The organism is Corticimicrobacter sp. (genome assembly GCF_040137905.1).
Taxonomy (GTDB): Bacteria; Pseudomonadota; Gammaproteobacteria; order Burkholderiales; family Burkholderiaceae_B; genus Corticimicrobacter.
In genome coordinates this window covers 1-25,608 of the sequence record NZ_JBEFDG010000092.1, presented here as the reverse complement: position 1 = coordinate 25,608, position 25,608 = coordinate 1, and the positions used below count along the sequence as shown (strand labels likewise).

The following is a 25,608-nucleotide window of genomic DNA, read 5'->3' as shown; positions in this document are numbered from 1 at the left end:
TGCGGTATCCAGTATCGCGTCCAGATCCCCCGGCATCATTTCGGTTTGCCAATAATACGCATGACCATGCCTGGGGGCGGCAAAATAGGTATCGATGACCTGCCCGTCCGAATGCGGTGGGTTTTTCCAGGAAATCAGACTGACGCCGCCTTCCGTATGCGCGACTCGTCGCACAAACAGTTGGCCTTTCCCGCCGTCATGGGGGGAATGTTCCAGCATCTCCTGACGGGTCTGGATCCTTGCGGCAAAGGTGCTGGGCGTATCTTCCAGGCGGTTGATGCTCGCGCCGTGCATGAAATAGGCGTCAAGCACTTCGGTGCGCGGCGGCAGGTCGATCAGGAAGCGCCCGAAGCAATGTGTTTGCCAGTCAGTCCGGTCGATCGGTGATGCCTGTTCATCGAGTGGCATGCCGTGGGCAGGCAACCCCGCTGCTGCGGCCAGGCATGCTGCCGCCGCTGTGCGTATCCATCGATTCATCTCTTGTTCCGGCTGGGGCCAAAATTGCTTTCGGCAGATTGCTGCGGCCTGGATGGCCCCGACGGGGAATTGTAACCGTGCTCCTGTCCGGAGCTGCCGATATGGCACAGGCTTTGCGCTGCCTGCATGATAAAATCGTTAATGATTATTTTTCAGCCGTACGCCATATTTTCTTAGCGCTTCCTGGCACGCTTGCCGACATGCCTTCCGATTTTTCTCATCCTGTTGCGACCCTGTACGGCGATCATCACGATTGGCTGTACAAATGGCTGTGCCGGCGGATGGGGGATCGGTTCGATGCGCAAGACGTGGCACATGATACGTTCATGCGCGTGCTGGCACGGCGTGGCGGCATCATCCTGGCCGAGCCGCGCAGTTATCTGACTACCATTGCCCATGGGCTGATGGTCGATCGCTTTCGGCGACGAGCCATCGAGCAGGCCTATCTGGATGCCCTGGCCGTCTACCCGGAGCCGGAAACCATTTCCCAGGAGACGCATGCCATTCTGGTCGAAACCCTGCTGGAAATCGACAGGCTGCTTTGCCGGCTTGGTGCGCGGACCCGGGATATTTTCCTGCTGGCACAGATCGAGGGGCTGAGCCAGGTCGATATCGCACGGCGCTTGCGACTGTCGTTGCCTACGGTCAAGAAGCATCTGGTGCGTGCCTATACCGAATGCCTCGTGCTGGCCACGGATCGATCCTAGACACCCATGCAGCACAGGCCCGAAACCGCTGTCTCTTCTACTGCCGCTGGCTCTGCCCTGGAGCGTTCGGTGCTGGAGGAAGCCGCGGGCTGGCTGGTCCGTGTCCGCGAGGGGGCGCTTGGCGCTGCTGAATCGCAGGCTCTGACGCAGTGGCTGGAAGCCAGCGAGCAGCATCGGCGCGCCTGGAGCCTGGCCCTGGATATGGCTGGTCGCTTCGGCAAGGTGCCCCCCGAACTGGCGCTGCCTGTATTGCGTACGCGGGGTCGCCAGCGCCGCCAGGCTGTGGGCGCGCTGGCGGCATTGATGGCCGTCAGCCTGGGGGTGCTGACGGTACGTCGCCAGCCCGGCTGGCAGTCCGACTATGCCACTGCAGCGGGCGAGCGGCGCAGTCTGGTGCTGGAGGACGGTTCCCTGCTGGAACTCAATACCCGTACGGCTGTCGATATCCGGTTCGATGCGCGGCAGCGGCTGGTCTGGCTGCATGAAGGCGAAATCCTGGTCCGGACGGGGCCTGATGCGCTTGCCGGTGGCATCCACAGACCCTTTCGGGTGGGGACGCCGCAGGGCAGCGTGCTGGCACTGGGGACGCGCTTCAGCGTGCGTTTGCTCGATGGGGATGCGGTGCAGGTTGCTGTCTTCGAAAAGGCGGTCGAGGTTGAACCTGTGGCCGACATGGCCCGGCCAGTGCGGGTCGAAGCGCGCCAGCAGACCCGCTGGTCGCAGCGGCAGGCCGAGCCTGTGCAGCCGGTTGCCGACAACCTGGATGCCTGGACACGCGGCATCCTGGCCGTCGTGGACATGCGAATGGCCGATTTCCTGGAGGAAATCGGTCGCTACCATGCGGGCTATATCAGTTGCGATGCGGCGGTGGCTGACCTGCGCGTCACCGGCAGCTATCGGCTGGATGACGTGGCGCTGTCGCTGCAGAGCCTGGCCGGCTCGCATCCGGTACAGGTACGTTTTTTGAGTCGCTATCTGGTGCGGGTGTCGTCCATCGCCTGAGGCGGGGTCGATATTTTTTGCCCAGGGGGTTTGTGTTTCGAAGGCTTCGTTCGGCTAAGAGACAGGAGCGATGCACAGGCATCGCATGTCCGGGAACATCACAGGAAGCTGTAATGCAAATCAAGCACGGAAATATTTCCAGAAAGGAAGAGGCGTCGGTTGCGGGGACGCCGCACAGGGCACCGCAGTGGGTTGGCACGTTATTGTGGAGCGCGCTCGTGATCGGTGGCCTGTGCAGTGCCAGCCTGCCGGTGCGGGCACAGGCGGTTGCGGCACAGGCTATCCAGGATTACCGGATCGCGGCAGGCCCGCTGGGGCAGGTGCTGGCCGAGTTCGCCGCACAGGCAGGGGTGACGCTGTCCACCGATGCGGCACTGACGCGCGGCCTGCAAAGCCCAGGCCTGGCGGGGGGCTTCACTGTCGAGGCGGGATTTGCCCGGCTGCTGGAAGGCACGCGGCTGGAGGCGCTGCGCAATGCCCAGGGGCAATATGTCCTGGTCGCGCCGGCCAGTCTGCAGCCGGTGATCGTGACCTCGACGCGTACCGAGCATGACTTGATGGATATTCCGCTGTCGGTCAGTGTGGTGGGGGGCGAGGACTTCACCCGCATGCCCAACAGCAATGTCGGTGATCAGTTGCTCGCCATCCCGGGGGTACAGCTCGGCGGGGCCAATGTGGCAGGTGACCGGCGTATCATGATCCGTGGCCATTCTGCCGGTGCGACGCTGATCCTGGTCGATGGCATACGCCAGCCCGAGATCCGCAATACGGCGGGTGCCGGCTTTACCATCAACACGGCTGATATCGAGCGTATCGAGGTGATCAAGGGGCCGGCGTCGGTGCTGTATGGCTCCGATGCGATCGGAGGTGTCATCAACATCATTACCAAGAAAGGCGGGCCGGAGCCACTGGGCGGCAGCATCGGCCTGATCGCCGACTCCTCGACCGACAGCTTCGATCCTCGCCTGTCGCTGTATGGCAGCAGCCACGGCCTGTACTACCGGGTCACGGGCAGTGGCCTGAATGCCGACGACCGCAAGGCTGGCGACAACGTCACCCTCTTCAACAGCAGCTACCGGCAGCGCAGCGTGCGTGGGCTGGTCGGCTACGAGTGGGACAACGGTTCGTTGCAGTTCACGGCCGAGCGTTTCCGGGGCAGCAACAACTACACCCCTGTCATCGCCGATGCCGATGGCCGCTACCGGCCTGCCGATCCGGCCGAGCGCACCACGATCTCGGAAGTCCCCAAAAATGACCGGGATGCCTATGTGCTGGCGCTGGACATGCGCGATCTTGGGGAGAATCTGGTGGGCCTGAAGTCCAATGTCTACTACCAGAAGCTGGACAAGGGATTCGACTATTACAGCTACAGGACCGGTGTCTACAGCGGCCGCCATCTATACCGGCACGAAGCCTGGGGCGGTTCGCTGCAGACCGATTGGGCGATGTTCGACGATCATCTGCTGTCGGTGGGCCTGGATTTCGATCATATCCGCATGGACAAGCATGACTACCTGCCCGTACACAATGTTTCCGAGGGGGTATTGCGCACGACCGCGCTGTTTGCCCAGGATGAATGGAGCCTGACGCCCGACCTGACCTTTACGGCAGGCGTGCGCCAGACCTGGATCCGGACTTCCCTGGATCGCGATACCGCCAATCCGGACCGGGTTGACAGCAAGAGCTATTCGAACGTCGTGAGCAGCATGGGGCTGGTGTATCGGGGGATCGAGGACGTGGCCTTGCGTGCCCTGTTCTCGCAGGGCTTCAAGGCACCGAACCTGACCCAGATGATGATCGGCTCAGGGGTGATCATTCCCAATCCCGACCTGAAACCGGAAAAATCAAACAATTTCGAACTGGGCGCGCGCTATTCCGGGCAGGACCTGAATGTCGATTTCACGCTTTACCACAGCACCTTTCGCAACGGTATTCTCAATGAGATCGTCTCGACCGGGCCGACCCGCTGGCAGGCCTACAACGTGGACCGGGCGCGCAGCTGGGGGGCAGAGCTGGCTGCCGACTATACCTTTGGGCGCAGCGGCTTTTCGGTCTACGGCAACCTGAACCTGCTGCGTTATGAAACGGAAGACAAGAACGGCTTCAAGACGCGCCACAGCAGCCGCTCGCCAGCCTGGGGTACGCTGGGCGTGGGTTGGGAAAAGCCCCTCAGCGGCGGACGAACCCTGTTTGCCGACTTCAATGCCATGGCCGGCAAGGGGGCCTATACGCTGCAGGCCAATGGCAACGTCAAGGACCGCACCAATTCCTGGTACACGCTCAATACCACGGTGGGCCTCGCCGGAGGCAAGGAGCATGAGTACAGCGTAACGCTCAGCCTGCGTAACCTGCTGGATCGCAGCTACCAGATCGCCAGCCCGTTCAGTCCGTCAAGCCCGCTGCCGGAGCCCGGCTTCCATGCGGTGCTGGGGGTGAATGTCGCGTTCTAGGCGGGATGGATTACCCGGCACAGCAGGTACAGGGGGCCGGGCAGACATGAAAAAACGGCACGGGAGCGACCCGTGCCGTTTTTTTGCATGTACGCGATGCCGGCCGAAGCCGGCACCGTGCTCAGGCGGAAGGGACTTAGAAGTCCATGCCACCCATGCCGCCCATGCCGCCGCCGGGCATGGCGGGAGCGGGCTTGTCTTCAGGCAGCTCGGCGATGGCAGCTTCGGCCGTCAGCAGCAGGCTGGCGATCGAGGCGGCGTTCTGCAGGGCGGTGCGGGTGACCTTGGTCGGGTCCAGCACGCCTTGCTCAACCAGGTCACCGTACTCGCCGGTGGCTGCGTTGTAGCCGTAGTTGCCCTTGTTGGCCAGCACGTTGTTGACCACCACGCTGGCTTCTTCGCCGGCGTTCTGGACAATGGTACGCAGGGGCGATTCGACAGCACGCAGGATCAGTTGGATACCGGCGTTCTGGTCGGCGGTGTCGCCCTTCAGGTTGGCAATGGCTTGCTTGGCGCGCAGCAGGGCTACGCCGCCGCCGGCGACCACGCCTTCTTCAACGGCTGCACGGGTGGCGTGCAGGGCGTCTTCGACACGTGCCTTCTTTTCCTTCATTTCGACTTCGGTGGCAGCACCGACGCGGATCACGGCAACACCGCCGGCCAGCTTGGCCACGCGCTCTTGCAGCTTTTCACGGTCGTAGTCGGAAGTGGCTTCCTCGATTTGCGTGCGGATCTGCTTGACGCGGGCTTCGATGTTCTTGCCATCGCCGGCACCGTCGATGACCGTGGTGTTTTCCTTGGCCACTTCGATGCGCTTGGCCTGGCCCAGCTCGGCCAGGGTTGCCTTCTCGAGCGACAGGCCGGTCTCTTCGGAGATCACCGTACCGCCGGTCAGGATGGCGATGTCTTCCAGCATCTGCTTGCGACGGTCGCCGAAGCCGGGAGCCTTGACGGCCACGGTCTTCAGGATGCCACGGATGTTGTTGACCACCAGGGTTGCCAGGGCTTCGCCTTCGACGTCTTCGGCGATGATCAGCAGCGGACGGCTGGACTTGGCCACTTGCTCGAGCACCGGCAGCAGGTCGCGGATGTTGCTGATCTTCTTGTCGAAGATCAGGATGAACGGGTCATCCAGGGCGGCAACTTGCTTGTCGGGGTTGTTGATGAAGTAGGGCGACAGGTAGCCGCGGTCGAACTGCATGCCTTCGACCACATCCAGTTCGTCTTCCAGCGACTTGCCGTCTTCGACGGTGATGACGCCTTCCTTGCCGACCTTGTCCATCGCGTCAGCGATGATCTGGCCGATGGTGGCGTCAGCATTGGCGGAGATCGAACCGACCTGGGCGATTTCCTTGCTGGTGGTGATGGGCTTGGACAGGTTCTTCAGCTCGGCGACGGCAGCGGCGACAGCCTTGTCGATGCCGCGCTTGAGGTCGATGGGGTTGAAGCCGGCGGCCACGTACTTGAGGCCTTCCTGGACGATCGACTGGGCCAGCACGGTTGCCGTGGTGGTGCCGTCACCGGCGTTGTCGTTGGTCTTGGATGCGACGTCCTTGACCAGTTGCGCGCCGATGTTCTCGAAGCGATCCTTCAGTTCGATTTCCTTGGCGACGGAGACACCGTCCTTGGTCACGGTCGGGGCACCGAACGAGCGCTCCAGCACCACGTTGCGGCCCTTGGGGCCCAGGGTCGTCTTGACGGCGTTGGCCAGGATGTTGACGCCATTGACGATACGGCTACGGCTTTCATCGCCGAACAGGACTTGCTTAGCAGCCATGTTGAATTCCTTGCAGTAATACGTTTATCGGGAGATCGCGCCAGAAGGGCGCGCTGTCTCGGTATGCCGGACGAGATTACTCGACGACGGCGAGGATTTCTTCTTCGCGGATGACCAGGACTTCCTGGCCGTCAACCTTGACGGTCTGGCCGGCATACTTGCCGAACAGGACCTTGTCGCCGACCTTCAGGTCGACCGGCTGGAGCTTGCCGTCTTCGGTGCGCTTGCCCGGGCCGACAGCGATGACTTCACCCTGATCGGGCTTTTCAGCGGCATTTTCGGGGATAACGATACCGGAGGCAGTGGTGCGCTCGTTGTCCAGGCGCTTGATGATCACGCGATCATGCAGGGGACGCAGGGCCATGGATAAACTCCTGTGATGGTGAAGAAAATGAAATAATGACCGGATTGTCAGGAGCAGGGAGTGTTTAGCACTCACCTGCATCGAGTGCTAATTATAGGGACGAAAACCGACGCTTCAAGAGCGTTGACGCATTTTGTTACCAATGTCCATGCCACGTCAGAAAACCGAGCGATCTCAAAAGGTTGCTGCTCCTCCCATACCGGACGTGGTGCGTCTGAGCCGCAGTCCGTGGATGCGATTCTGCTATGGCGTGCTGGCGGTGATCTGCATTGTGCTGGCGATCATCGGTGCCATCCTGCCGGGCATGCCGACCACGGTTTTCCTGCTGGCGGCCGCCTGGGCTGCGGCGCGATGCTCGCCCCGGCTGTACGCCTGGCTCTGGCATCATCCGCTGCTGGGGCCATCGCTCTGGAACTGGCATGCCGGTCGCAAGGTGTCGCGGCGCGCCAAGTGGATGGCGGGCATCTGCATGAGCCTCAGTGCCGTGGTGATGTTCTACAACATTCCGCAGACCTGGCTGGCCGTCACGCTTACGCTGGTGATGCTGTGCGTGCTGGTCTGGCTGGTGCGCCGTCCCGAACCCTCGGCAGACTGAGAGGGCGCGCGCTGTCCGGGCAGGAGCAGCGTTTTGTCATGACTTGCTGTCGGATGCCTGCATGGCCGGTGCCGCGTGTATCCGGTTGCGCCCTGCGTGCTTGGCGGCATACAGCGCCGTATCGGCTCTCTGGACCACGCTGCCCAGTGGTTCGTTGTCGCGAGTTTCCGTGATGCCGCCGCTGATGGTCAGGGACAGTTGCTGTTCGCCGGCCTGCAGGGGCTGCTGTGCCAGACTGAGACGGATACGTTCGGCCAGCGCCAGCGCGCCCTCCTGGCTGCAGCCGTTCAGCAGCAGCACGAATTCTTCTCCACCCCAGCGGCAGACGGCATCACCATCGCGCATGTGCTGCCGTATGCGATCCACGAGGTGCCGCAGCGCCATGTCCCCCGCCGGATGACCGTGCCGGTCATTGATCTGCTTGAAATGATCCACGTCGAGTACCAGGATGGAGAGTGGCACACCACGTCGCTGGCATTCGTCGCGCAGCCTGGCATGCATTTCCTCGGCGCTGCGCCTGTTAAGTGCCTCGGTCAGCGGATCGACGCTGGCCTGGCGGGTCAAGCGGCGCTGGTAGCGGCCCTGGGTGAGCAGGCTGATGGCCAGTACCAGCAGCGTAATGGCAGCAGCAATCGCCACGTTGACCAGGAAGGTCCGGAAAATGGCATCGTGCGAAGGCGTGACATGTTCCTCCACGATCAGGTACCAGTCGAATTCGGGCACCAGGCGGGCATTGATGTAGACCCTTTCTCCATCCTTTACGATGCTGTAGCTGCCGGAAGGCGAGGACAGCAGGCGAGCGGCCAGGGGTTGCATGCCAGGCTGTGCCTGGAGTGGCTGGCCGATCGTCTCCAGGCTGGCACTGCCCAGGACGATGCGGCCATTTCGATCAGTGAAGTAGATGGTACGCTGGTAGCGCTGCTGATAGCTGTCGATCAGTGCCCGGACCTGCTCCAGCGGCAGGCCGACACCCGTGACGCCGATCAGCCTGTTCTGGTAGTCGAACACCTTGTGGTCGATGAGAATATCGAATTTTCCAGGGCGCTCGGGATCTTCGCCGACCGTCACCAGATAGGATTGGGCTGCCGGTAGTGCCTTGACCTGTTCGTACCAGGCATAGCGTGGGCTGTGCACGTCGATGACGTGGCTGTCGTCGTCTGGCAAGTAGAGTTGGCGCGTACGATCCAGCACGAAAAACGCCACCACCGTGCCGAAGCGACGATCGATTTCAGCCAGGTAACGCTGCATGGGCGCGGTGTCAGGCGCGTCTTGCAATGCCCAGTCGCGTACGAAGGTGTCATGGGCCATCAACGAGGCGACAAAGATCGGCTGTACCAGATCGCGCTGGATATGCGAATAGACGTTATCACTGGTCAGTGGCAGTGAATTTTCCTCGATCTGGCGGTTGATCGAGCGCTGGGCAACGTAATAGCTGCTCCAGCTCATGAGAAAGAACACCACAAACAGGGCGCTGCAGAAGAGCCAGAGTGTCCGGGTCCGGATTCGAGAAAGCGGCTGAAGACGTGGCATGTGGTTTTTCATCATAAAAAAACCGCCTTGCGGCGGTTTTGTACGTCTGTCGTACTGAAGAGCGACTGCCTCAGCGATCCATGCCCGGCACGGTGGCGAAGAAGCCGCCGTCGACATGGGTGATTTCGCCGGTGATGCCCGCAGCCAGGTCGGACAGCAGGAAGGCGGCCGTGTTGCCGACATCCTCGATGGTCACGTTGCGGCGCAGCGGTGCGTAGGTCTCGACGAACTTGAAGATCAGGTTGAAGTCCTTGATCCCTGCCGCGGCCAGCGTCTTGATCGGGCCGGCCGAGATGCCGTTGGCGCGGATGCCCTGGGGGCCGAGGGCCGCTGCCAGGTAGCGTACGCTGGCTTCGAGCGAGGCCTTGGCCAGGCCCATGGTGTTGTAGTGCGGCACGACCTTTTCGGCACCCAGGTAGCTGAGCGTCAGCACCGAGGAGGGGCGACCCTGCAGCATGGGCAGCAGCGCCTTGGTCAGGGCCGGGAAGCTGTAGGCCGAGATATCGTGGGCAATACGGAAGTTCTCGCGCGACAGGCCGTCGAGAAAGGTGCCGGCGATGGCTTCGCGCGGTGCGAAACCGATGGCGTGCACCAGACCGTCGAGTCCGTCCCAGCGGGCCGACAGATCGCGAACCAGATCCTCGATCTGGTTGTCTTCACCGACATCACAGGGGAGGACGATGTTGCTGCCGAAGTCGGCGGCGAGTTCTTCCACGCGCTCCTTGAAGCGGTCGCCCGCGTAGGTGAAGGCGAGCTCTGCGCCTTGCTCGTGGCAGGATTTCGCGATCCCGTAGGCGATGGAGCGATTGGAGATGACGCCTGTGATCAGGAGACGTTTGCCGGCAAGAAAGCCCATGCTGGAGTTCCTTTTTCGTACTTGCTATCAGATTACGGAAGTCGGCATTCTATCAGCCGTTTGCGGTTTAGCCACGGATTCGTGTGCCTGGAATGCGTAAACGGGCACCAATCCGCAGGTTATTGCCCTTGATGTTGTTGAGCGAACGCAGATTTTCGACGGTCGTGCCGTACTGGCGCGCCAGTCCGAACAGGGTGTCGCCACTGCGCACCTGGTGGTAGCGGGTATTGCTGCCCGAGGTGCTGCGCGTGGTGCCGGCCGGTACGGCGACCGGCTCGAGCGAGGCCAGTTGAGCCTGACCCTGGGACGGCACCAGCAGGGCCCGTCCACCGGCGCTGTTCTCGCGCCGTCCGAGATCGTTGATTTCGCGCAGTTGGGCGACCGTGATGCCGAATTTTCGGGCGATGCTGGCCAGGGTTTCGGTGCGCTTGCTCTGGTAGGTCTGCCAGGAGGTGAGGGCCCCCTGGTGGGCGGCGAGGTTGCTTTCGAAGATCGGTGCACGATCGATGGGCAGCAGCAGCGTGGGCTGGTGGCGACCGAGGATGACCGGACGGTTGTAGGAAGGATTCAGCGCCTGGAACTCGTCGAGCGGCATTTCCGCGAAGCGGGCGGCCAGCGCGATATCGATATCGCGCTGCTTGCGGATGGTGACGAAGTAGGGCTCGTTCTGGACCTCGGGCAGCGCGATGGCATAGCGCTCGGGGTCGGAAATGATGTTCTTGATGGCCTGCAGCTTTGGAATGTAGTTGCGGGTTTCATCGGGCATGGTCAGCGACATGTAGTCGGTCGGCTGGTCCAGTGCGACGTTCTTTTCCATGGCCCGGCGAACGGCACCTTCGCCCCAGTTGTAGGAGGCCAGCGCCAGATACCAGTCGCCCTGGAAGTCAAACAGGTACTCGAGGTAATCGAGCGCGGCATTGGTGGAGGCGATCGGGTCGCGCCGCTCGTCGCGCCACCAGTCCTGCTGCAGCTTGAAGTTCTTGCCGGTACTGGGGATGAATTGCCACAGTCCTGCGGCCTTGGCGCGCGAATAGGCGGCCGGGTTGTAGGCACTTTCGACAAAGGGCAGCAGGGCCAGTTCGGTGGGCAGGCCGCGGCGGTTGATTTCCTCGACGATGTGGAACAGGAACTTGCCTGCCCGTTGCGCCATCATCTGGACCGACTCCGGGCGGGCGGCGTAGTACTGCGTCCACTGTTCGACCAGCGGGGTGTCCAGGTTGGGAATGGCGTAGCCGCGCCGGATCCGGTCCCAGATGTCGGCGGCCGGATTCGTGAGGTCAATGGTGCGGGAGGTGTCGGTGGCGATCAGGCGGCCGGTGCTGGTCTGGGTCACGTGCGCGCGCAGGACGCGCTCGCTGCCCGCATCGGCGTTGCCATCGGTACGCTGGACGCTGGCACAGCCGGAAAGCAGTGCCGCACAGCCCAGCAGGCCGCAGGCAATCAGTCGGGAAAAAAGGGAAAGGTGCATCATGGGTGCTTCATTTGTACTGGTTTTTCCATTCGCGCAGGGCAGCAAAAACCTCGACTTCGCTGTCCAGGGCATGGCCCGCCCAGAGGCGGGCTGCCTGCTGGATGGCCGGTTCTCCGGTGCGCAGGAATGGGTTGATGGCAAGCTCCCGCGCCAGCGGCACGGGCAGGGTGGGCAGGCCTTGCTCGCGCAGGTGCGCGGCACGTTGCTGCCAGTCTTGCAGGGCGTCGTTGCCAGGATCGACGGCCCTTGCCCATTTCAGATTGGACAGGGTGTATTCGTGTGCACAGCAGACCAGTGTGTCGCCGGGCAGGTTGGTAAATTGCGTGAGCGAGGCCAGCATCTGCGCCGGCGTGCCTTCGAACAGTCGCCCGCAGCCGCCGGAGAAAAGGGTGTCGCCGCAGAAAAGCAGTGCGGGGCCCTGGTCGGGCCTGGCCAGGTAGGCGACATGCCCGACCGTGTGGCCGGGTACGTCGTAAACGATACAGTCCAGGCCTGTCGCAGCGAGCGTGAACCGGCTGCCGCCCTGGACGCGTATGTCACAGCGAGGCAGGGATTCCCTGGCCGGCCCATACACAGGGATGCGGCTGTCGTGTGACAATTCGGTCACGCCGCCGACATGGTCATGGTGGTGGTGTGTCAGTAGAATGGCGGACAGTTGCAGCCCATGCTCGTCGAGCGCCCGCTGCACGGGCGCTGCTTCGCCCGGATCGATCACCACGGCGTGGCGTCCCGCATGCCACAACCATATATAGTTGTCGGACAGCGCGGGCAAGGCCAGCAGGTGAGGATGGGCAAAGGTATTCATCAAGAGGAAACGGTGTGACGGCAGGCAGCGAACCCCCTATTGTAAATCTGACGGCGTGGTTCGACACGCCACCCGGCCGCTATGCCCTGGAATGGGAGCAGCGGCAGATCGACGATATCGTCGCGGATGTGTTCGGCTTCCAGGCTGCGCAGATCGGCCTGCCAGGGTTCGATACCCTGCAGAATAACCGGATTTCAGGCAAAACGGTGGTCGTGGCCGACTGGGACGGCCTGTCGGGTGCCTCGTCTGACGCAGGCTTGCTGGTGGCACGGCCCGAGGCCCTGCCATTCGACAGCCAGAGCCTGGACCTGCTGGTGCTGCCGCATACGCTCGAATGGGCCGAGGATCCCCATGCGGTCCTGCGCGAGGCCGAGCGGGTACTGATGCCGGAAGGGCGCATCGTCGTGACCGGCTTCAATCCGTGGAGCCTGTGGGGCATGGCCTCCTGGCTGCCGTTCGGGACCTATTTGCCGCAGCAGAGCGCGCGGCTGGTTTCGCTGCTGCGGCTGCGGGACTGGTTCAAGCTGCTGTCGTTCGAGGCTGGCAAGGGGCGGCTGGGCTGTTTTGCGCCGGGCTGCCGCTCGGAACGCTGGCTGCAGCGCTGGCGTTTTCTCGATGCGGCCGGCGAACGCTGGTGGGCTCCCGGCGGTGGCGTCTATGCCGTGTCTGCAGTCAAGCGGGTGGGGGGCATGACGCTGGTGACGCCTGCCTGGAAACGCAAGCGGCGTCGACGCACGGTGCGGCGCGCAGTACCGGTGGCTTCCTCGACGCGGGGGGCACAATAATGAGTACGCAGACAACGGGCCAGGATGCTGCCAGCAAGGTCGATATCTGGACCGATGGTGCCTGCAAGGGCAATCCGGGGCCGGGTGGATGGGGCGCATTGCTGCGCTATGGGGCACACGAAAAAACCCTCTATGGCGGCGAACTCGATACGACCAACAACCGGATGGAGCTGCTGGCGGTGATCGAGGCATTGGGTGCGCTGCGGCGGCGCTGCGCAGTGGTGCTGCATACGGACTCCCGTTATGTGCAGCAGGGCATGACCGAATGGTTGCCCAACTGGAAGCGGCGCGGCTGGAAAACCGCCGACAAGAAACCGGTCAAGAATGTCGATCTCTGGCAGCGGCTGGACGAGCAGGTTGCCCGTCATGATGTGCGCTGGCAGTGGGTCAAGGGGCATGCCGGCGACCCGGGCAACGAACGTGCCGACCAGTTGGCCAACCAGGGGGTCGACGTGGCACTGGGGCGTGCGCCCGGACATGCCGGATAGCCTGTGATTGCTGCTAAAGTGCAGTTTGCGGAATGATTTGAATATTCATGAAAAAACATACCTTATGGGGCCTGGCCGTCGTTGTGGCCCTGGCAGTCGGTGTCGCACTGGGCATCCGGTTCGCGCCTGACGGCTCCGCTGTGACGGATGCCGTCACCGTTGCCGGGCAACCTGCCGCTTCGGCACCTGTCCGACAGGCTCCCGTCACGGTACGGGTGGTGCCGGTCAGCAGCCAGGACTTCACCCAGCGCCTGACGGCCGTGGGCAGCCTGCGCGCCGATGAATCAGTGGTGCTGCGGCCTGAAGTGGCGGGCCGGGTCCAGTTCATCGGTTTTCGCGAAGGGCAGCCAGTCGAGAAAGGGCAGGTCCTGTTCCGGCTCGATGATGCCACGGCGCGTGCCGAACTGGCCCAGGCCGATGCGGCTCTGGCCCTGGCTCGCAGCCAGCATGGCCGGGCCCGCGAACTGAGCCGGCAGGGCTTTGTCAGCCAGCAGGCGCTCGACGATGCCGCCAGCCAGCTCAGGGTGCAGCAGGCTGCGCTCGAGGCAACGCGCGTCCGGCTCGACAAGACGGTGCTGCGTGCCCCGTTCGACGGCGTGATCGGCCTGCGCAGTGTCTCGGTGGGCGATTACGTGACGGCAGGCCAGGATCTGGTGGCACTGCAGGCGCTGAACCCGCTCAAACTCGATTTCAAGGTGCCCGAGCAATATCTGGCCCATGTGGCCGAAGGCCAGCAACTCGATATACAGGTCGATGCCTTGCCGGGGCAGACCCGTACGGGTCGCGTCTTTGCCATCAGTCCAACCGTGGATGCCAATGGTCGCTCCGTGTGGTTGCGCGCCGAGGTCGAGAATGGCGATGGTGCCCTGCGGCCCGGCCTGTTTGCCCGTGTGGCGCTGTTGCTGTCGTCCTACCAGGGGCTGGCCGTGCCCGAGGCGGCGCTGGCCCCTTCGGGCGACGGCCAATATGTCTATGTGGTTGCGGATGACGAGGCACGCCAGGTCGCCGTCACGCTGGGGCAGCGCCGCGACGGCATGGTCGAGGTGTCCGGCGACCTGGTGTCCGGCGATGCCGTGATCGTGGCCGGATTGCAGCGCATCAGTGATGGTGCGCCTGTGCGTGTACAGGCGCGCGAATGAAGATTTCCGAAATCTGCATCCGCCGCCCGGTGTTTGCCACCGTGCTGACGCTGGCCATCGTGCTGATCGGCCTGATTTCCTATTCGCGGCTGACCGTGCGGGAGTATCCTCAGATCGACGAACCGATCGTTTCGGTGCGCACCGACTACAAGGGGGCGTCCGCCGAGGTGGTCGAGTCGCAGGTCACCAAACCGCTTGAAGACCAGTTGGCAGGTATCGAGGGCGTCAATGTCATGACCTCGCGCAGCCGTTCCGAGCGCAGCTTCATCGATGTGCGCTTCGATCTGTCGCGCGATCCCGATGCGGCCGCTGCCGAAGTGCGCGACAAGGTTTCGCGGGCCCGCCGTTTCCTGCCCGATGAAATCGACGAGCCGATCATCGGCAAGGTCGAGGCCGATTCGCAGCCGGTGATCTATATCTCGGTACAGTCCGGTGTGCTGTCCACTGTCGATGCCTCGGATTATCTGCATCGCTACGTCAAGACGCGGCTGTCCGTGCTGCCGGGGGCAGCCGAGGTGCGAGTGTTCGGCGAGCGCCTGCCGGCCATGCGTGTGTACGTCGATCGCGACAAGCTGGCAGGTTATGACCTGACCGTGCAGGATGTGCAGAATGCGCTTTCCAGCCAGAATGTCGAGATTCCTGCCGGTCGCATCGAGTCGGTCAATCGCGAGTTCTCGGTGGTGTCGTCCACGGACCTGCGCACGCCCGAACAGTTCCGCGATGTGGTACTCGCCAACGCCGGTGGCTATCTGGTGCGCCTGGGCGATGTCGCCGATGTGGAAATCGGCCCGGCCGACGAGCGTGTGCTGTCGCGCTTCAATGGCCAGGCGGCACTCAATATCGGCGTCATGAAGCAATCCACTGCCAACCCGCTGGACCTGTCCAAGGCGGTGCGGGCCGAGGTGGAGGCAATCAATACCAACCTGCCGGAAGGCATGCTGCTGACCGTGTCCTACGACACGTCCGTCTTCATCGAAGAGTCCATCGCGGCGGTCTATGCGACGATCCTGGAGGCCATCGCGCTGGTGGTGCTGGTGATTTTCTTCTTCCTGCGCAGTGTGCGGGCCAGCCTTATTCCCATCGTGACCATCCCGGTGTCACTGGTGGGGGCCTGTGCGCTGATGTATCTGTTCGGGTTCTCGATCAATACGCTGACACTGCTGGCCATGGTACTGGCCATCGGCCTGGTGGTCGATGATGCCATCGTCATGCTCGAGAACATCTATCGCCATATCGAAGAGGGCGTGCCGCGCATCCAGGCTGCCATCATGGGGGCGCGCGAGATCGGTTTTGCGGTGGTGGCCATGACCCTGACCCTGGTCACGGTCTATGCGCCGCTGGCCTTCGCCACCGGCCGGACCGGCCGGCTGTTCATCGAGTTCGCCCTGGCGCTGGCCGGGGCTGTACTGGTGTCGGGCTTCGTGGCACTGACCCTGACGCCGATGATGTGCGCGGCGCTGTTGCGCCATTCGACCCGGCAGAATCGCCTGCAGGCCTGGATCGGCCGGTGGATGGATAGCTGGAACGACCTGTATCGGCGCTGGCTGACCGCTGCACTGGCCGCACGTGGCTGGATCGTCGTGGCGGGGGTGCTGGTGTCGCTGGCTGGTGGCTGGCTGTTCACGCACATCAAGAGCGAACTGTCGCCGGTCGAGGACCGGGGCGTGGTGTTCGGTTCGGTCACGGCTCCTGAAGGTGCCACGCTCAAGTACACCCTCGACAGTCTGCTGGAAGTGGAGGACCTGTATCGCGAGATTCCCGAAGGGGAGAGCTACCGGGTGATCGCGGGCTTTCCGACCGTCTCCAACGGCATGGCCATCCTCAATCTCAAGCCGTGGAGCGAGCGCGAGGCGCGCCAGCAGGACATTGCCTCGGGCCTGCGGTCGGAAGTGTCCGAGCTGCCGGGGGCGCGCATCTATATCAACAACCCGCCGTCGTTCGGGTTGCGGGCCAGTTCGCGGCCCATCGAATTCATCGTCATGAGCCAGGCTTCCTATCCCGAACTGGCCCGCATGGTCGATGGTTTCATGGGTGAGCTGTCACGCTATCCCGGACTGATCAACCTTGAAAGCGATCTGCGCCTGAATACCCCCGAGCTGCGCGTCGAGGTCGATCGCGACAAGCTGGCCGATGTCGGCGTCGATGTCGCCACGGTTGGCCGTACCCTCGAAACCATGCTGGGCGGGCGCCAGATCACCCGCTACAAGGATGATGGTGAACAGTTCGACGTGATTGTCCAGGTCAAGCCGCTGGAGCGGGCGCGGCCAGACGATATCTCCGGGATCTATGTGCGTACCCGCGAGGGGGGCATGGTGCAGCTGGACAACCTGCTGGCTGTGCGCGAAGGCGTCTCGGCGCAGTCGCTCAATCACTTCAACCGGCTGCGGGCAGCCAAGATCGAGGCAGCCGTCGCGCCGGGCTATTCAATGGGCGAGGTGCTGGCCGAAATGGATCGCCTGGCGCAAATCCACCTGCCGGCCACCGTGCAGACCGACCTCGATGGCCAGTCGCGGGAGTTCCGTGATTCGTCCGGCAGCATCTACCTGGCGTTCGCGATGGCGCTGGCCTTCATCTATCTGGTGCTGGCTGCACAGTTCGAAAGCTGGCGCAGCCCGTTGATCATCATGCTGTCGGTGCCCTTGTCGATGACCGGTGCCCTGCTGGCGCTCTGGCTCAGCGGCGGGTCGCTGTCGATCTACAGCCAGATCGGCCTGATCACGCTGGTGGGGCTGATCACCAAGCACGGCATCCTGATTGTCGAGTTCGCCAACCAGTTGCGTGATCAGGGGCATGAATTGTTCGATGCCGTGATCGAGGCCAGCGTCATGCGGCTGCGCCCCATCCTGATGACCACCGGTGCCATGGTGCTGGGTACGGTACCGCTGGCGCTGGCGGCCGGTGCCGGTGCCGAATCGCGCCAGCAGATCGGCTGGGTGATCGTGGGTGGCCTGACGCTGGGTACAATCCTGACCTTGTTCGTGGTGCCGGCAGTCTATACCCTGATCGCACCGCGCCGCAGCCATATCGAAGCAACCATGGAGTCATGATGCGACAGATCATCCTCGATACCGAAACCACGGGTCTCGAACCCTCCCAGGGACATCGCATCATCGAAATCGGTGCGGTGGAAATGGTCAATCGCCGTTTTACCCGCAACGATTTCCACCAGTACCTGAATCCGGATCGCGACAGTGATCCTGGTGCGCTGGCCGTGCACGGACTGACCACCGATTTTCTGTCCGACAAGCCGCGCTTTGAAGATGTGGTGGATGACTTCATTGATTTCGTCAGCGATGCCGAGCTGATCATCCACAACGCCGACTTCGATACCCGTTTCATCGACGCCGAACTGGCTCGCCTGGGGCGCGGCAAGCTGATTGATCATTGCCTGCGCATCACCGATTCGCTCAAGGTGGCTCGCGAGATGCATCCGGGCAAGCGCAACTCGCTGGATGCGCTGTGCGACCGCTACGAAATTTCCAACGCACACCGTACCCTGCACGGCGCGCTGCTCGATTCGCAGTTGCTGGGCGAGGTCTGGCTGGCCATGACGCGTGGCCAGAATTCGCTGGTGATCGATATCGATGATGCCGGTGCCGACGCGGGTGCGGCTGGCCTGCGGGTCGGCAGCCTTGATCTGTCGTCGTTGCGGGTGTTGCCGGCCAATGCCGAGGAACTGGCTGCGCACGAAGCCTACCTGGCCGAGCTGGACAAGGCCGTGGGCGGCGAGTGTACCTGGCGCAGTTTGCCGTCAGCGCAGGTCTGACGGCGCTGGCCCGTCATGGGCCAGATCTTCTTTGCCGATACTCAGTCGCCGGTACGTGAGAACAGGGCCAACTGATTCCAGTAATCCAGGCCTAGCAGATATTGGTCGCCCAGCGGCTTGAACTCGAAATCCCCGCCTTTGTTGTGCTGCATGCGGATCAGGCCGTCTTCCTGGCGTGCCTGCATGGTGATGAAGCCGTCACCGTCCTTGACGATGCCATCCGCACCGAAAATCAGTTCGCGCACGGCACCCACGGGGGCCGTGAACGTACCTTGGGGCAGGCTGGCCGGAGCGGGTTGTGCCAACAGCTCAGGGGTCAGTTTGGACAGGCTTGCTGCAATTGCGCAGGCATCGCTGTCGCCGATGGGTGCGTTGCAGGTATGTTGCACGATCTCGCGCACGTCCAGATAGCGACCCGCGTTCCAGGCTTCAGCCGCGACCGTATTGCAGACACTGGCTGAAATGCCATTCAGGCAGGCGTTGCGCAGCGAGGCAATGGCTGCGTCGGGCAGGGGGTCCGACTTGCCGAACAGGCTGGATTCGATGCCGGCTGCTTCACGGTAGGCATCGGGCAGCCGTTTGCAGGCAAATGCCATGCCGCTGTTGCACATCGATTCCAGTTCCTGCAGGGAGGTTGCGCCGTATGCCTCCAGGCAGGTCATCAGGTCGCTTTTCCAGCACAATGGCCAGACCTTGGTTTCGGGGAACTGAGTGGGGGCGGCGCAGGGTGCCGCTTCCTGAAGGCTGTAGACGAAGTCGAATCCCACGTCGATGGACTTGCCGTCCGCAGGGAGTTTGTACGTGTCGCCGCCGTCGAGATCAATATTGAAATAGGACAGTTTGTCGCCTTCGATGGCGTAGTAGAGCAGCTCAGGGCTGCCCAGGCCGGTTTTCTGGATCAGGTTGCTGCTCAGGACACGGATCTGGTAGCTGGTGTCAGGGCTTTTGTAGACTCCGCATTCAAGCGCTGTCTGGGCTTGGGCGGCCGACGACAGGCCCAGGAACAGGGACGAGGCCAGCAGGAGGGATTTGGCAGAACGTGAAAGCAAGGCGGTCATGGGTTGAAGCTTATGTATGAAAAACGCGGCCTGTGCAACATGCCCAGGCCTTGACAGCATAGTGCGAAAGGCAACGGCAGGATTCGACCAGAAAACCGGCATCTGGGCAGGTGTTCCCGCTTGCACAAGAATTTCTGGTGTGCTATAGTTTCTTTCTTATCTGGGCAGTTAGCTCAGTGGTAGAGCACTGCCTTCACACGGCAGGGGTCACAAGTTCGAACCTTGTACTGCCCACCAGATACAAAAAAAGCCTCGGTCAATGCCGAGGCTTTTTGCTTTTCCATGCCTGCCAAGGCCTGTCAGCCGCCGGTCTGGTCAAGATCCTCGGTGATGCGGCTCAGCGCGGCGGATTGGGTCAGCGAACTGTCGACGACGATGCCCATGATCTCGGTCACCCTGTGTGTGGAATCGACAATATCGCGCATGGTGGTGCCGGCAGCCTGGACATGGACTGCGCCACTGCGGACCTGTTCTACCGAGGTGTTGATCAGGCCCTTGATTTCCTTGGCTGCCGAGGCGCTGTTGAGTGCCAGGTTGCGGACCTCGGAGGCTACCACGGCAAAGCCCCGTCCCTGTTCTCCGGCACGCGCCGCCTCCACTGCGGCATTGAGTGCCAGGATATTGGTCTGGAAGGCAATGCCGTCCATAACGCCGATGATGTCCGAGATGCGGCGCGAGCTTTCCGTGATGGCCCCCATGGTATTGACGACTTCCGTCACGGTCTGCCCGCCCATTTCGGCCACTTCCGAGGCGGCGCGCGCCAGTTCGTTTGCGCGCGTGGCCTGTTCTGCATTCTCGGTCAGGTCGCGCACCGCTTCCCGCAAGGTCTGTGCCGCCTGCACCCGGGCGGTAATGTCGGTGGCGAACTTGACGACCTTGAAGGGCTGGCCGTCCGGATCGAGGATGGCGTTGTAGCTGGCTTCTATCCAGATCGGCTGGCCATCCCGGCCGATGCGCAGGTAGCGCCCGGTTTCGTAGGCTCCTGCGCCCAGGCGACGCCAGAATTCGCGGTAGCGTGGGCTGTTCCTTTCTGCCTCGGGGACGAATATGCTGTGGTGACGCCCGACGATTTCGTGTTCCTGGTAGCCGGTTGCCTGCAGGAATAGCGGGTTGGCGCGCAGGATGGTGCCATCCAGGCCGAACTCGATGATGGCCTGGACCTTGGAGATGGCGGCAAGCTGCCCTTCGGCATCGGCCATGCGGCGTTGCTGCAGCGTGATGTCGGTGGCGTATTTGATGACCTTGACGGGTTGCCCGTCGTTGTCGAGTATGGAGGTATAGCTGGCCTGCAGCCATACTTCGCGCCCGTCGCGTGCCACCCGACGATAGCGTCCACAGTCGTTTTCCCCGGCGGCCAGCTTGCGCCAGAATCCCAGATAGACCGGGGAGGTGCGTATCTCGGGCTCGACAAACATGGCGTGGTGCTTGCCTTGTATTTCGCCCAGGCTGTACCCCATGGTATTTAGAAAATTGTCGTTGGCATTCAGGATGATGCCGTCCAGCGAGAACTCTATGACTGCCTGGGATCTGTGGATGGCAGCGATCTGGCCTTCCATGTTGCGCCGATCAAGGCCGGTTGATGAGGGAAAAATGCGATCCAGAATGCCCTGCGCCATGGCTTCCTCCGTCGGATGATGTGGCACTGCTGAGGCTGGAGAGTGAGATGCTGGGGTCTGCTCTGATGCGTGCGGTGCCCATGCGCCATGCCGCCAGTCGAGGCCGGTGAGAAAGCGGGACGGCAATATCTTGCCACGTTATTTCAATGTTTGAAAGACCTGTCTGCGTTCGACATTGGTCGCAAAAGGTGTGCCACGAGATTCCGAAGGAGCAGGAACCGTATCCAGTCTTTTCCATCCTTGTGGACGCTGCACCCAGATCCGATAGCCTTGACGTGTGTCCGCGAGGCGTGCCGCCAGATGCAGCCCATCCTGTTGTCGCAATAATGCGGGAGAGGATGCCAACTTTTCGCCGAGCCGATGTGCCACGCCGGCCGAGATGACCCAGAGCGCATCCTGGTCGGTGCCTCTGACGGCGATTGTGCTGGTGTTGTGCATATCCAGTGCAACAGCGGGCGAGCCTCTGTAGGCCACACCAAGGTCAGTGACCTGCTTCTGGTCGTCCAGGGTGAGTGTGAGGCGCAGCAGATGCTGGCTGGCTTGGTCGCGAAAGTAGAGTTCAATGGCACCCTGCGCATTGCGCAGGGCTGCCAGTCCGCCATTGCTGGCAGGGGTGTCGAGGCGTTGCCATGGCTGCCATTCGAGGCTGTTGGGAGCTGTCTGGTGCAATACGAAAAGTGCACCCGCCCGATCCTGGGCGAAAACAGCCAGACGCCCGGACTGGTCACGGACCAGGGCCATTTCTGTCCGGATATGAGCCAGTGGCGGCAAGGTCGCAGCCTCGCGCCAGCGATGGCTGCGTTCACGGGTTTCGGTCCAGCGAATTTGTCCCTGGTGATCCAGGGCAACCAGTGCCGGCGTGCCTTCCTGGCTCATGGCGGGCGGGTGGCTCTGGGCAAAGCCGGCGAGGCGTTGCCAGCCATGCCAGGCGTGGGTACTGTCTGAGTCGTTGCCCCAGAGCTGGCCCTGGGCATCCAGTGCCAGGATGCCGGTCGAATTATCTGGATACCGGACGCTCATGGGGTGGGCAATGGGGCGTCCGCCCAGCGACTGCCATTGACCGGTGGCAGATTGCCACACATGGGGGGTGTTGTCGTACTGGTTCGTGCCCAGCAGTTGCAGCGATCCGGCGGTGCCCGGCAACAGGCTGGCGGTGCCGTCCGGTGGCGTGACATAGTAGATGCGGGCCACCCAGGCGGCAGTGGGGCCGGCCGGGCTGTTGCAGTCGGGGCCGGCCGGGCAATAACGATTGTCCTGCCAGGCATAGCGCCGGAAAATGTCGGTTTTGCGTGCGGTTTCGCTATCGGACAGGTTGGCCTGACGCTCCTGCGTGGGATAGTTCACATAACCGATCCGGGCGTAGGGGCCGGGAGCCAGCAGGGTGGCCTCGCGGGTCAGTCGTGCGCTGGAGATATGATCTGGATGGTCGTGTCCGCTGCAGCGCCAGCACAGTCTGGCATAGGGGATGGCGACGGAGTCATCCATGTGCCGGATGACGGTGGGTGCATATTCACGGATCAGTTGCGCAAGCGTGTCGACCAACCCCTGGCGTGTATAGGTTGATGGAGGCAGGGCCAGGGTGGCCACGCTCTGGCCTGGGATCGATTCTGCCTGGCTCAGTGGGGTCAGGCTGCCCCAGCCTTTGCCTAGCCAGGGGTCGGTCAATCGCATGTGCCAGAGTTGTATGCGGGGATCGGATTCGAGCGTGAAGCTGGCGAATGGACGGCCAGCGACGGTCTCCAGTTGCATCGACCAGTTGTCCGGTGCGCCTGCCATGCGGGCGTAGGCTGCCCGTACGCCGCTTTCACGGCTGCGCATGTAGGGGGCACCGTCATTGCGCTCGCTGGCGGTCATATACAGTGTACGCACGCAGCCGCCTGCAGCAAGGGTGGCGTCGATATCCGGATTCATGAACAGCAGGTCGTCATCCATGTGAGCGACGACGACCAGGTCGCGTATGCCATGACAGTCAGCAGGCGGAGTCTCTGCCGCAAAGGCTGCACCATGAAGCCAGGTGCCGCAGAGCCAGATCAGGGTGTTGACCAGGGAGCGACGGGCAGAAGTCGGAATCATGATGTGCGTGCGGCAGAGGCAACGGATTGGGCCGAAGGGGCGGCGCTTACTATAGCGCCGTTACCGGCGTCTGGTAAAAAAGTGCGAAGAAATGCCGTTATCAAGGGCCTACATACATGACTCGCAACAGGAGCATCAATGGACGTCAATACTTTGCTGAACAGGCTGGTCATGTCTGCGACCAGGCAGCAGGAGGCGGCAGGTCAGCGGCTGGGCTCGGTGGCGAATGAGGCCGATGGCCGGGCCGGGCAGGCGATGGCAGGGGCCGGCCAGGCTGGGGCCGTTCACATATCCGGCAGTGGGCAGGCGTTGTATGCCAGCAACCGGGCCAGGCAGACGGCTGATAATGGCGATGATATCGACTCGAGCAGCCTGCCGGATGAAATCAAGCAGATGCTCAAAATGATCCGGGAAATCAAGGCGCGACTACGTGAAAAACAGCAGGAATTGGTTGCGGTGATGGCCGATCAGGCGCTGGGTGATGATGAGCGCAAGGCCCGTATGGCAGCCATTCAGATGACCATTGGTTCGCTCTCTGGTGCGTTGGTCAGTGCAACGGTCACGCTCAACAAGCTCATGAACAGCATGAGTCTGAACGATACGCAGAAAACGGAAGTGATGAAACTGATGTCGAAATAAATCGTTTCATTGTGAAATTATGATGCTTTATTTGAAATAATGTTAGCAAATATTAATTAAAGCGGGGGGAAACCGCGCCAGTTCGCCTGATTGTCGCTGGTTGCAGAACACTATCATGTGCGCCTGTGCCCTTTGCCGGTCGGGCCTTGATGATGCAGCCGGTTGACCGGATCCAAGATTCAACCATCGGAAAGTCCATGTTTCATTCGATTCGCAATCAGCTCATTCTGCTGTGCATCGCCATTACGGCGGTGTCGCTGATTATCCTGGCCTCTGTTTCGTTTCTGCTGGTACGCGACGATACGATAGAGTCGATAGACAGCGGCCTCTGGCGTATAACCCGCAACTCGGCGCACGAGCTCTCCGAGCAGGTCAAGTCCAAGCAGCGTATTGTCTCTTCACTCAAATACGGTGCGACACAGCCTGATCCCGAACTCTTTGTTCGCACAGTCAAGGATGCCGGCGGTTTTGACGATACCTATATCGTGTATGCGGATGGTTCCCATCTGTTCCTGCACGACATGCCGGCCGGGTACGATGGCACGCAGCGCCCCTGGTACAAGCAGGGTGCGGCAGCCAACGGCAACGTCGTTACGCCGATTTATGTCGATGCCACCACGGGCAAACTGTGCATCAGCCTGGTGGAAGCCTTTCGTGTCAACGGGCAGGTGGCCGGAGTCTTCGGTGCGGATTTGCTCCTGGACAGCATTGCGGCTGCGGTGGGGCTGATCAGGCCTACGGATTCCAGCCTGGCCTTCATGATCGATGGCAGTGGCAATATCTTCGCGCATCCCGATGCGGCGCTGGCGCTCAAGCCGCTGACCACGCTCACACCGGATCTGACGCTGGCACGCGTGCAGGATATGGTGCGCTCCGGCGAGACCGGACTGGTGCGATTTGGCGGCATCCAGCAGCGCCTGTTTGCAGCGCCCGTGGCCGGTACGGACTGGACGCTGATCGTGGCGGTGGATCACGTGCAGGCCATGAGCGCAGTCAGCAAGCTGGTCAATGCCTCGGTCGGCGTGACCCTGCTGTGTCTGGTGCTGGCAACCTTGCTGCTGGTCTATGCTGTCCGGCACCGGCTGCGCGGCCTGAGCCGGGTGCGCGATGCGCTCGAGGATATCGCCTCGGGGGAGGGCGATCTGACGCGTCGCCTGCCTGCTACAGGCAAGGACGAACTGTCGCAGATATCCGGAGCCTTCAACCATTTTGTCGGCAAGATCGCGGCCGTGATGCGTGATATCCGTTCGTCGGCAGAGTCGGTGCGTCATGCCAGCGAAGAAATCGCCAGCGGCTCGGCGGATCTGTCCAGCCGCACCGAGCAGCAGGCCAGCTCGCTGGAGGAAACGGCGGCTGCGATGGAAGAGCTGACTGCCACCGTGCGACAGAACGCCGAGAATGCCCAGCAGGCCACGGGCCTGGCGCAGCAGGCATCGGAAGTGGCAGGCCACGGTGGTGATCTGGTCAAGAACGTCGTCACGACCATGGATGGCATCGATGCCTCTGCGCGCAAGGTGGTGGATATCATCAGCGTGATCGATGGCATTGCCTTCCAGACCAATATTCTGGCGCTCAATGCTGCCGTCGAGGCAGCCCGGGCTGGTGAGCAAGGGCGCGGCTTTGCCGTGGTGGCTGGCGAGGTGCGCACGCTGGCCCAGCGCAGTGCCACGGCGGCACGCGAGATCAAGCAATTGATCGAGGCCTCGGTCCAGCAGATTTCCGCAGGCAGCGAGCTGGTGCACCAGGCGGGCGATACCATGGACCAGATCGTCGGTAGCGTGGCGCGGGTCACGACCATCGTTGGCGAAATCAACGTGGCCAGCCGCGAGCAGCAGACCGGCATCACAGAGGTTGGCCATGCCGTGGCCCAGATGGATCGCGGCACCCAGGAAAATGCCGCACTGGTCGAGGAGTCGGCCGCTGCGGCGCAGATGCTGCGTGATCAGGCGGCGCATCTGGCCCAGGTGGTCGGCAGCTTCCAGCTCGACGAGCATGGTGCGGCACCTGCCG

General features: G+C 62.4%; 21 protein-coding genes and 1 tRNA gene. 12 read left to right on the top strand and 10 right to left on the bottom strand.

The genetic code is table 11. The annotated features are described in order from the left end of the window. The coding region (locus ABN482_RS15565; protein WP_502877318.1) for a Tli4 family immunity protein at positions 1–477 on the bottom strand (477 nt) is incomplete at its 3' end. Positions 478–677: 200 nt separating this feature from the next. Between ABN482_RS15565 and ABN482_RS15560 the strand changes: the two genes are divergently transcribed. The 3 genes from ABN482_RS15560 to ABN482_RS15550 all read left to right on the top strand — a co-directional run bounded on the left by ABN482_RS15560 (position 678) and on the right by ABN482_RS15550 (position 4,636). Then, the gene (locus ABN482_RS15560) at positions 678–1,184 is read left to right on the top strand and encodes a sigma-70 family RNA polymerase sigma factor (protein WP_349504834.1); all 507 of its coding nucleotides are present in this window, start codon (positions 678–680) and stop codon (positions 1,182–1,184) included. Between the two features lie 6 nt (positions 1,185–1,190). Then, complete coding sequence (locus ABN482_RS15555; protein WP_349504833.1) at positions 1,191–2,186, top strand: FecR domain-containing protein; 996 nt, start codon at positions 1,191–1,193, stop codon at positions 2,184–2,186. Positions 2,187–2,299: 113 nt separating this feature from the next. Next, complete coding sequence (locus ABN482_RS15550) at positions 2,300–4,636, top strand: TonB-dependent receptor domain-containing protein (RefSeq protein ID WP_349504832.1); 2,337 nt, start codon at positions 2,300–2,302, stop codon at positions 4,634–4,636. Between the two features lie 136 nt (positions 4,637–4,772). Here the strand turns inward: ABN482_RS15550 and groL are convergent, their stop codons facing one another. Next, complete coding sequence (gene groL, locus ABN482_RS15545) at positions 4,773–6,413, bottom strand: chaperonin GroEL (RefSeq protein ID WP_349504831.1); 1,641 nt, start codon at positions 6,411–6,413, stop codon at positions 4,773–4,775. A 76-nt stretch (positions 6,414–6,489) separates the two neighbouring features. Continuing rightward, complete coding sequence (locus ABN482_RS15540; protein ID WP_109061359.1) at positions 6,490–6,777, bottom strand: co-chaperone GroES; 288 nt, start codon at positions 6,775–6,777, stop codon at positions 6,490–6,492. 148 nt (positions 6,778–6,925) lie between these two features. Here ABN482_RS15540 and ABN482_RS15535 point away from each other — a divergent pair, with 148 nt between their 5' ends. Beyond that, on the top strand, positions 6,926–7,372 hold the full coding sequence (locus ABN482_RS15535) for a YbaN family protein (protein ID WP_109061523.1): 447 nt from the start codon (positions 6,926–6,928) through the stop codon (positions 7,370–7,372). Between the two features lie 36 nt (positions 7,373–7,408). Here the strand turns inward: ABN482_RS15535 and ABN482_RS15530 are convergent, their stop codons facing one another. The 4 genes from ABN482_RS15530 to gloB all read right to left on the bottom strand — a co-directional run bounded on the left by ABN482_RS15530 (position 7,409) and on the right by gloB (position 12,034). Next, complete coding sequence (locus ABN482_RS15530; RefSeq protein ID WP_349504830.1) at positions 7,409–8,902, bottom strand: sensor domain-containing diguanylate cyclase; 1,494 nt, start codon at positions 8,900–8,902, stop codon at positions 7,409–7,411. Positions 8,903–8,972: 70 nt separating this feature from the next. Further along, on the bottom strand, positions 8,973–9,758 hold the full coding sequence (gene fabI / locus ABN482_RS15525) for an enoyl-ACP reductase FabI (protein WP_349504829.1): 786 nt from the start codon (positions 9,756–9,758) through the stop codon (positions 8,973–8,975). Positions 9,759–9,825: 67 nt separating this feature from the next. Beyond that, entirely contained in the window at positions 9,826–11,229 is a 1,404-nt protein-coding gene (locus tag ABN482_RS15520) for a transglycosylase SLT domain-containing protein (RefSeq protein ID WP_349504828.1), read from the bottom strand. Between the two features lie 7 nt (positions 11,230–11,236). After that, entirely contained in the window at positions 11,237–12,034 is a 798-nt protein-coding gene (gene gloB / locus ABN482_RS15515) for a hydroxyacylglutathione hydrolase (protein ID WP_349504827.1), read from the bottom strand. Between the two features lie 14 nt (positions 12,035–12,048). Between gloB and ABN482_RS15510 the strand changes: the two genes are divergently transcribed. From ABN482_RS15510 to dnaQ, 5 genes are read left to right on the top strand one after another with little or no spacing between them, the layout of a single operon-like run. Beyond that, positions 12,049–12,819, top strand: a complete 771-nt coding sequence (locus ABN482_RS15510; protein WP_349504826.1) for a class I SAM-dependent methyltransferase — start codon at positions 12,049–12,051, stop codon at positions 12,817–12,819. Then, the gene (gene rnhA, locus ABN482_RS15505) at positions 12,819–13,307 is read left to right on the top strand and encodes a ribonuclease HI (RefSeq protein ID WP_349504825.1); all 489 of its coding nucleotides are present in this window, start codon (positions 12,819–12,821) and stop codon (positions 13,305–13,307) included. The genes ABN482_RS15510 and rnhA overlap by 1 nt, the downstream gene beginning before the upstream one ends. Positions 13,308–13,354: 47 nt before the next feature. Beyond that, a complete protein-coding gene (locus ABN482_RS15500) occupies positions 13,355–14,446 on the top strand; it encodes an efflux RND transporter periplasmic adaptor subunit (RefSeq protein ID WP_349504824.1) in 1,092 nt (363 codons plus the stop codon). Then, complete coding sequence (locus ABN482_RS15495; protein WP_349504823.1) at positions 14,443–17,493, top strand: efflux RND transporter permease subunit; 3,051 nt, start codon at positions 14,443–14,445, stop codon at positions 17,491–17,493. Before ABN482_RS15500 ends, ABN482_RS15495 begins: the two co-directional genes overlap by 4 nt. Continuing rightward, entirely contained in the window at positions 17,493–18,212 is a 720-nt protein-coding gene (gene dnaQ / locus ABN482_RS15490) for a DNA polymerase III subunit epsilon (RefSeq protein ID WP_349504835.1), read from the top strand. Before ABN482_RS15495 ends, dnaQ begins: the two co-directional genes overlap by 1 nt. A gap of 41 nt (positions 18,213–18,253) precedes the next feature. On the opposite strand, the gene ABN482_RS15485 is transcribed toward dnaQ, so the two are convergent. Next, positions 18,254–19,270, bottom strand: a complete 1,017-nt coding sequence (locus ABN482_RS15485) for a hypothetical protein (RefSeq protein ID WP_349504822.1) — start codon at positions 19,268–19,270, stop codon at positions 18,254–18,256. 162 nt (positions 19,271–19,432) lie between these two features. On the opposite strand from ABN482_RS15485, the gene ABN482_RS15480 reads away from it, so the two are divergent. Further along, positions 19,433–19,507: transfer RNA gene (locus ABN482_RS15480), tRNA-Val, on the top strand. Positions 19,508–19,569: 62 nt separating this feature from the next. On the opposite strand, the gene ABN482_RS15475 is transcribed toward ABN482_RS15480, so the two are convergent. After that, a complete protein-coding gene (locus tag ABN482_RS15475; protein WP_349504821.1) occupies positions 19,570–20,886 on the bottom strand; it encodes a methyl-accepting chemotaxis protein in 1,317 nt (438 codons plus the stop codon). Between the two features lie 138 nt (positions 20,887–21,024). Then, positions 21,025–22,959, bottom strand: a complete 1,935-nt coding sequence (locus ABN482_RS15470; protein WP_349504820.1) for a DUF8189 domain-containing protein — start codon at positions 22,957–22,959, stop codon at positions 21,025–21,027. A 138-nt stretch (positions 22,960–23,097) separates the two neighbouring features. Here ABN482_RS15470 and ABN482_RS15465 point away from each other — a divergent pair, with 138 nt between their 5' ends. Both ABN482_RS15465 and ABN482_RS15460 read left to right on the top strand, forming a co-directional pair. Continuing rightward, a complete protein-coding gene (locus ABN482_RS15465; protein WP_349504819.1) occupies positions 23,098–23,598 on the top strand; it encodes a hypothetical protein in 501 nt (166 codons plus the stop codon). Between the two features lie 197 nt (positions 23,599–23,795). After that, positions 23,796–25,608 (top strand): methyl-accepting chemotaxis protein (locus ABN482_RS15460; RefSeq protein WP_349504818.1); only part of this gene is annotated, 1,813 nt, incomplete at its 3' end.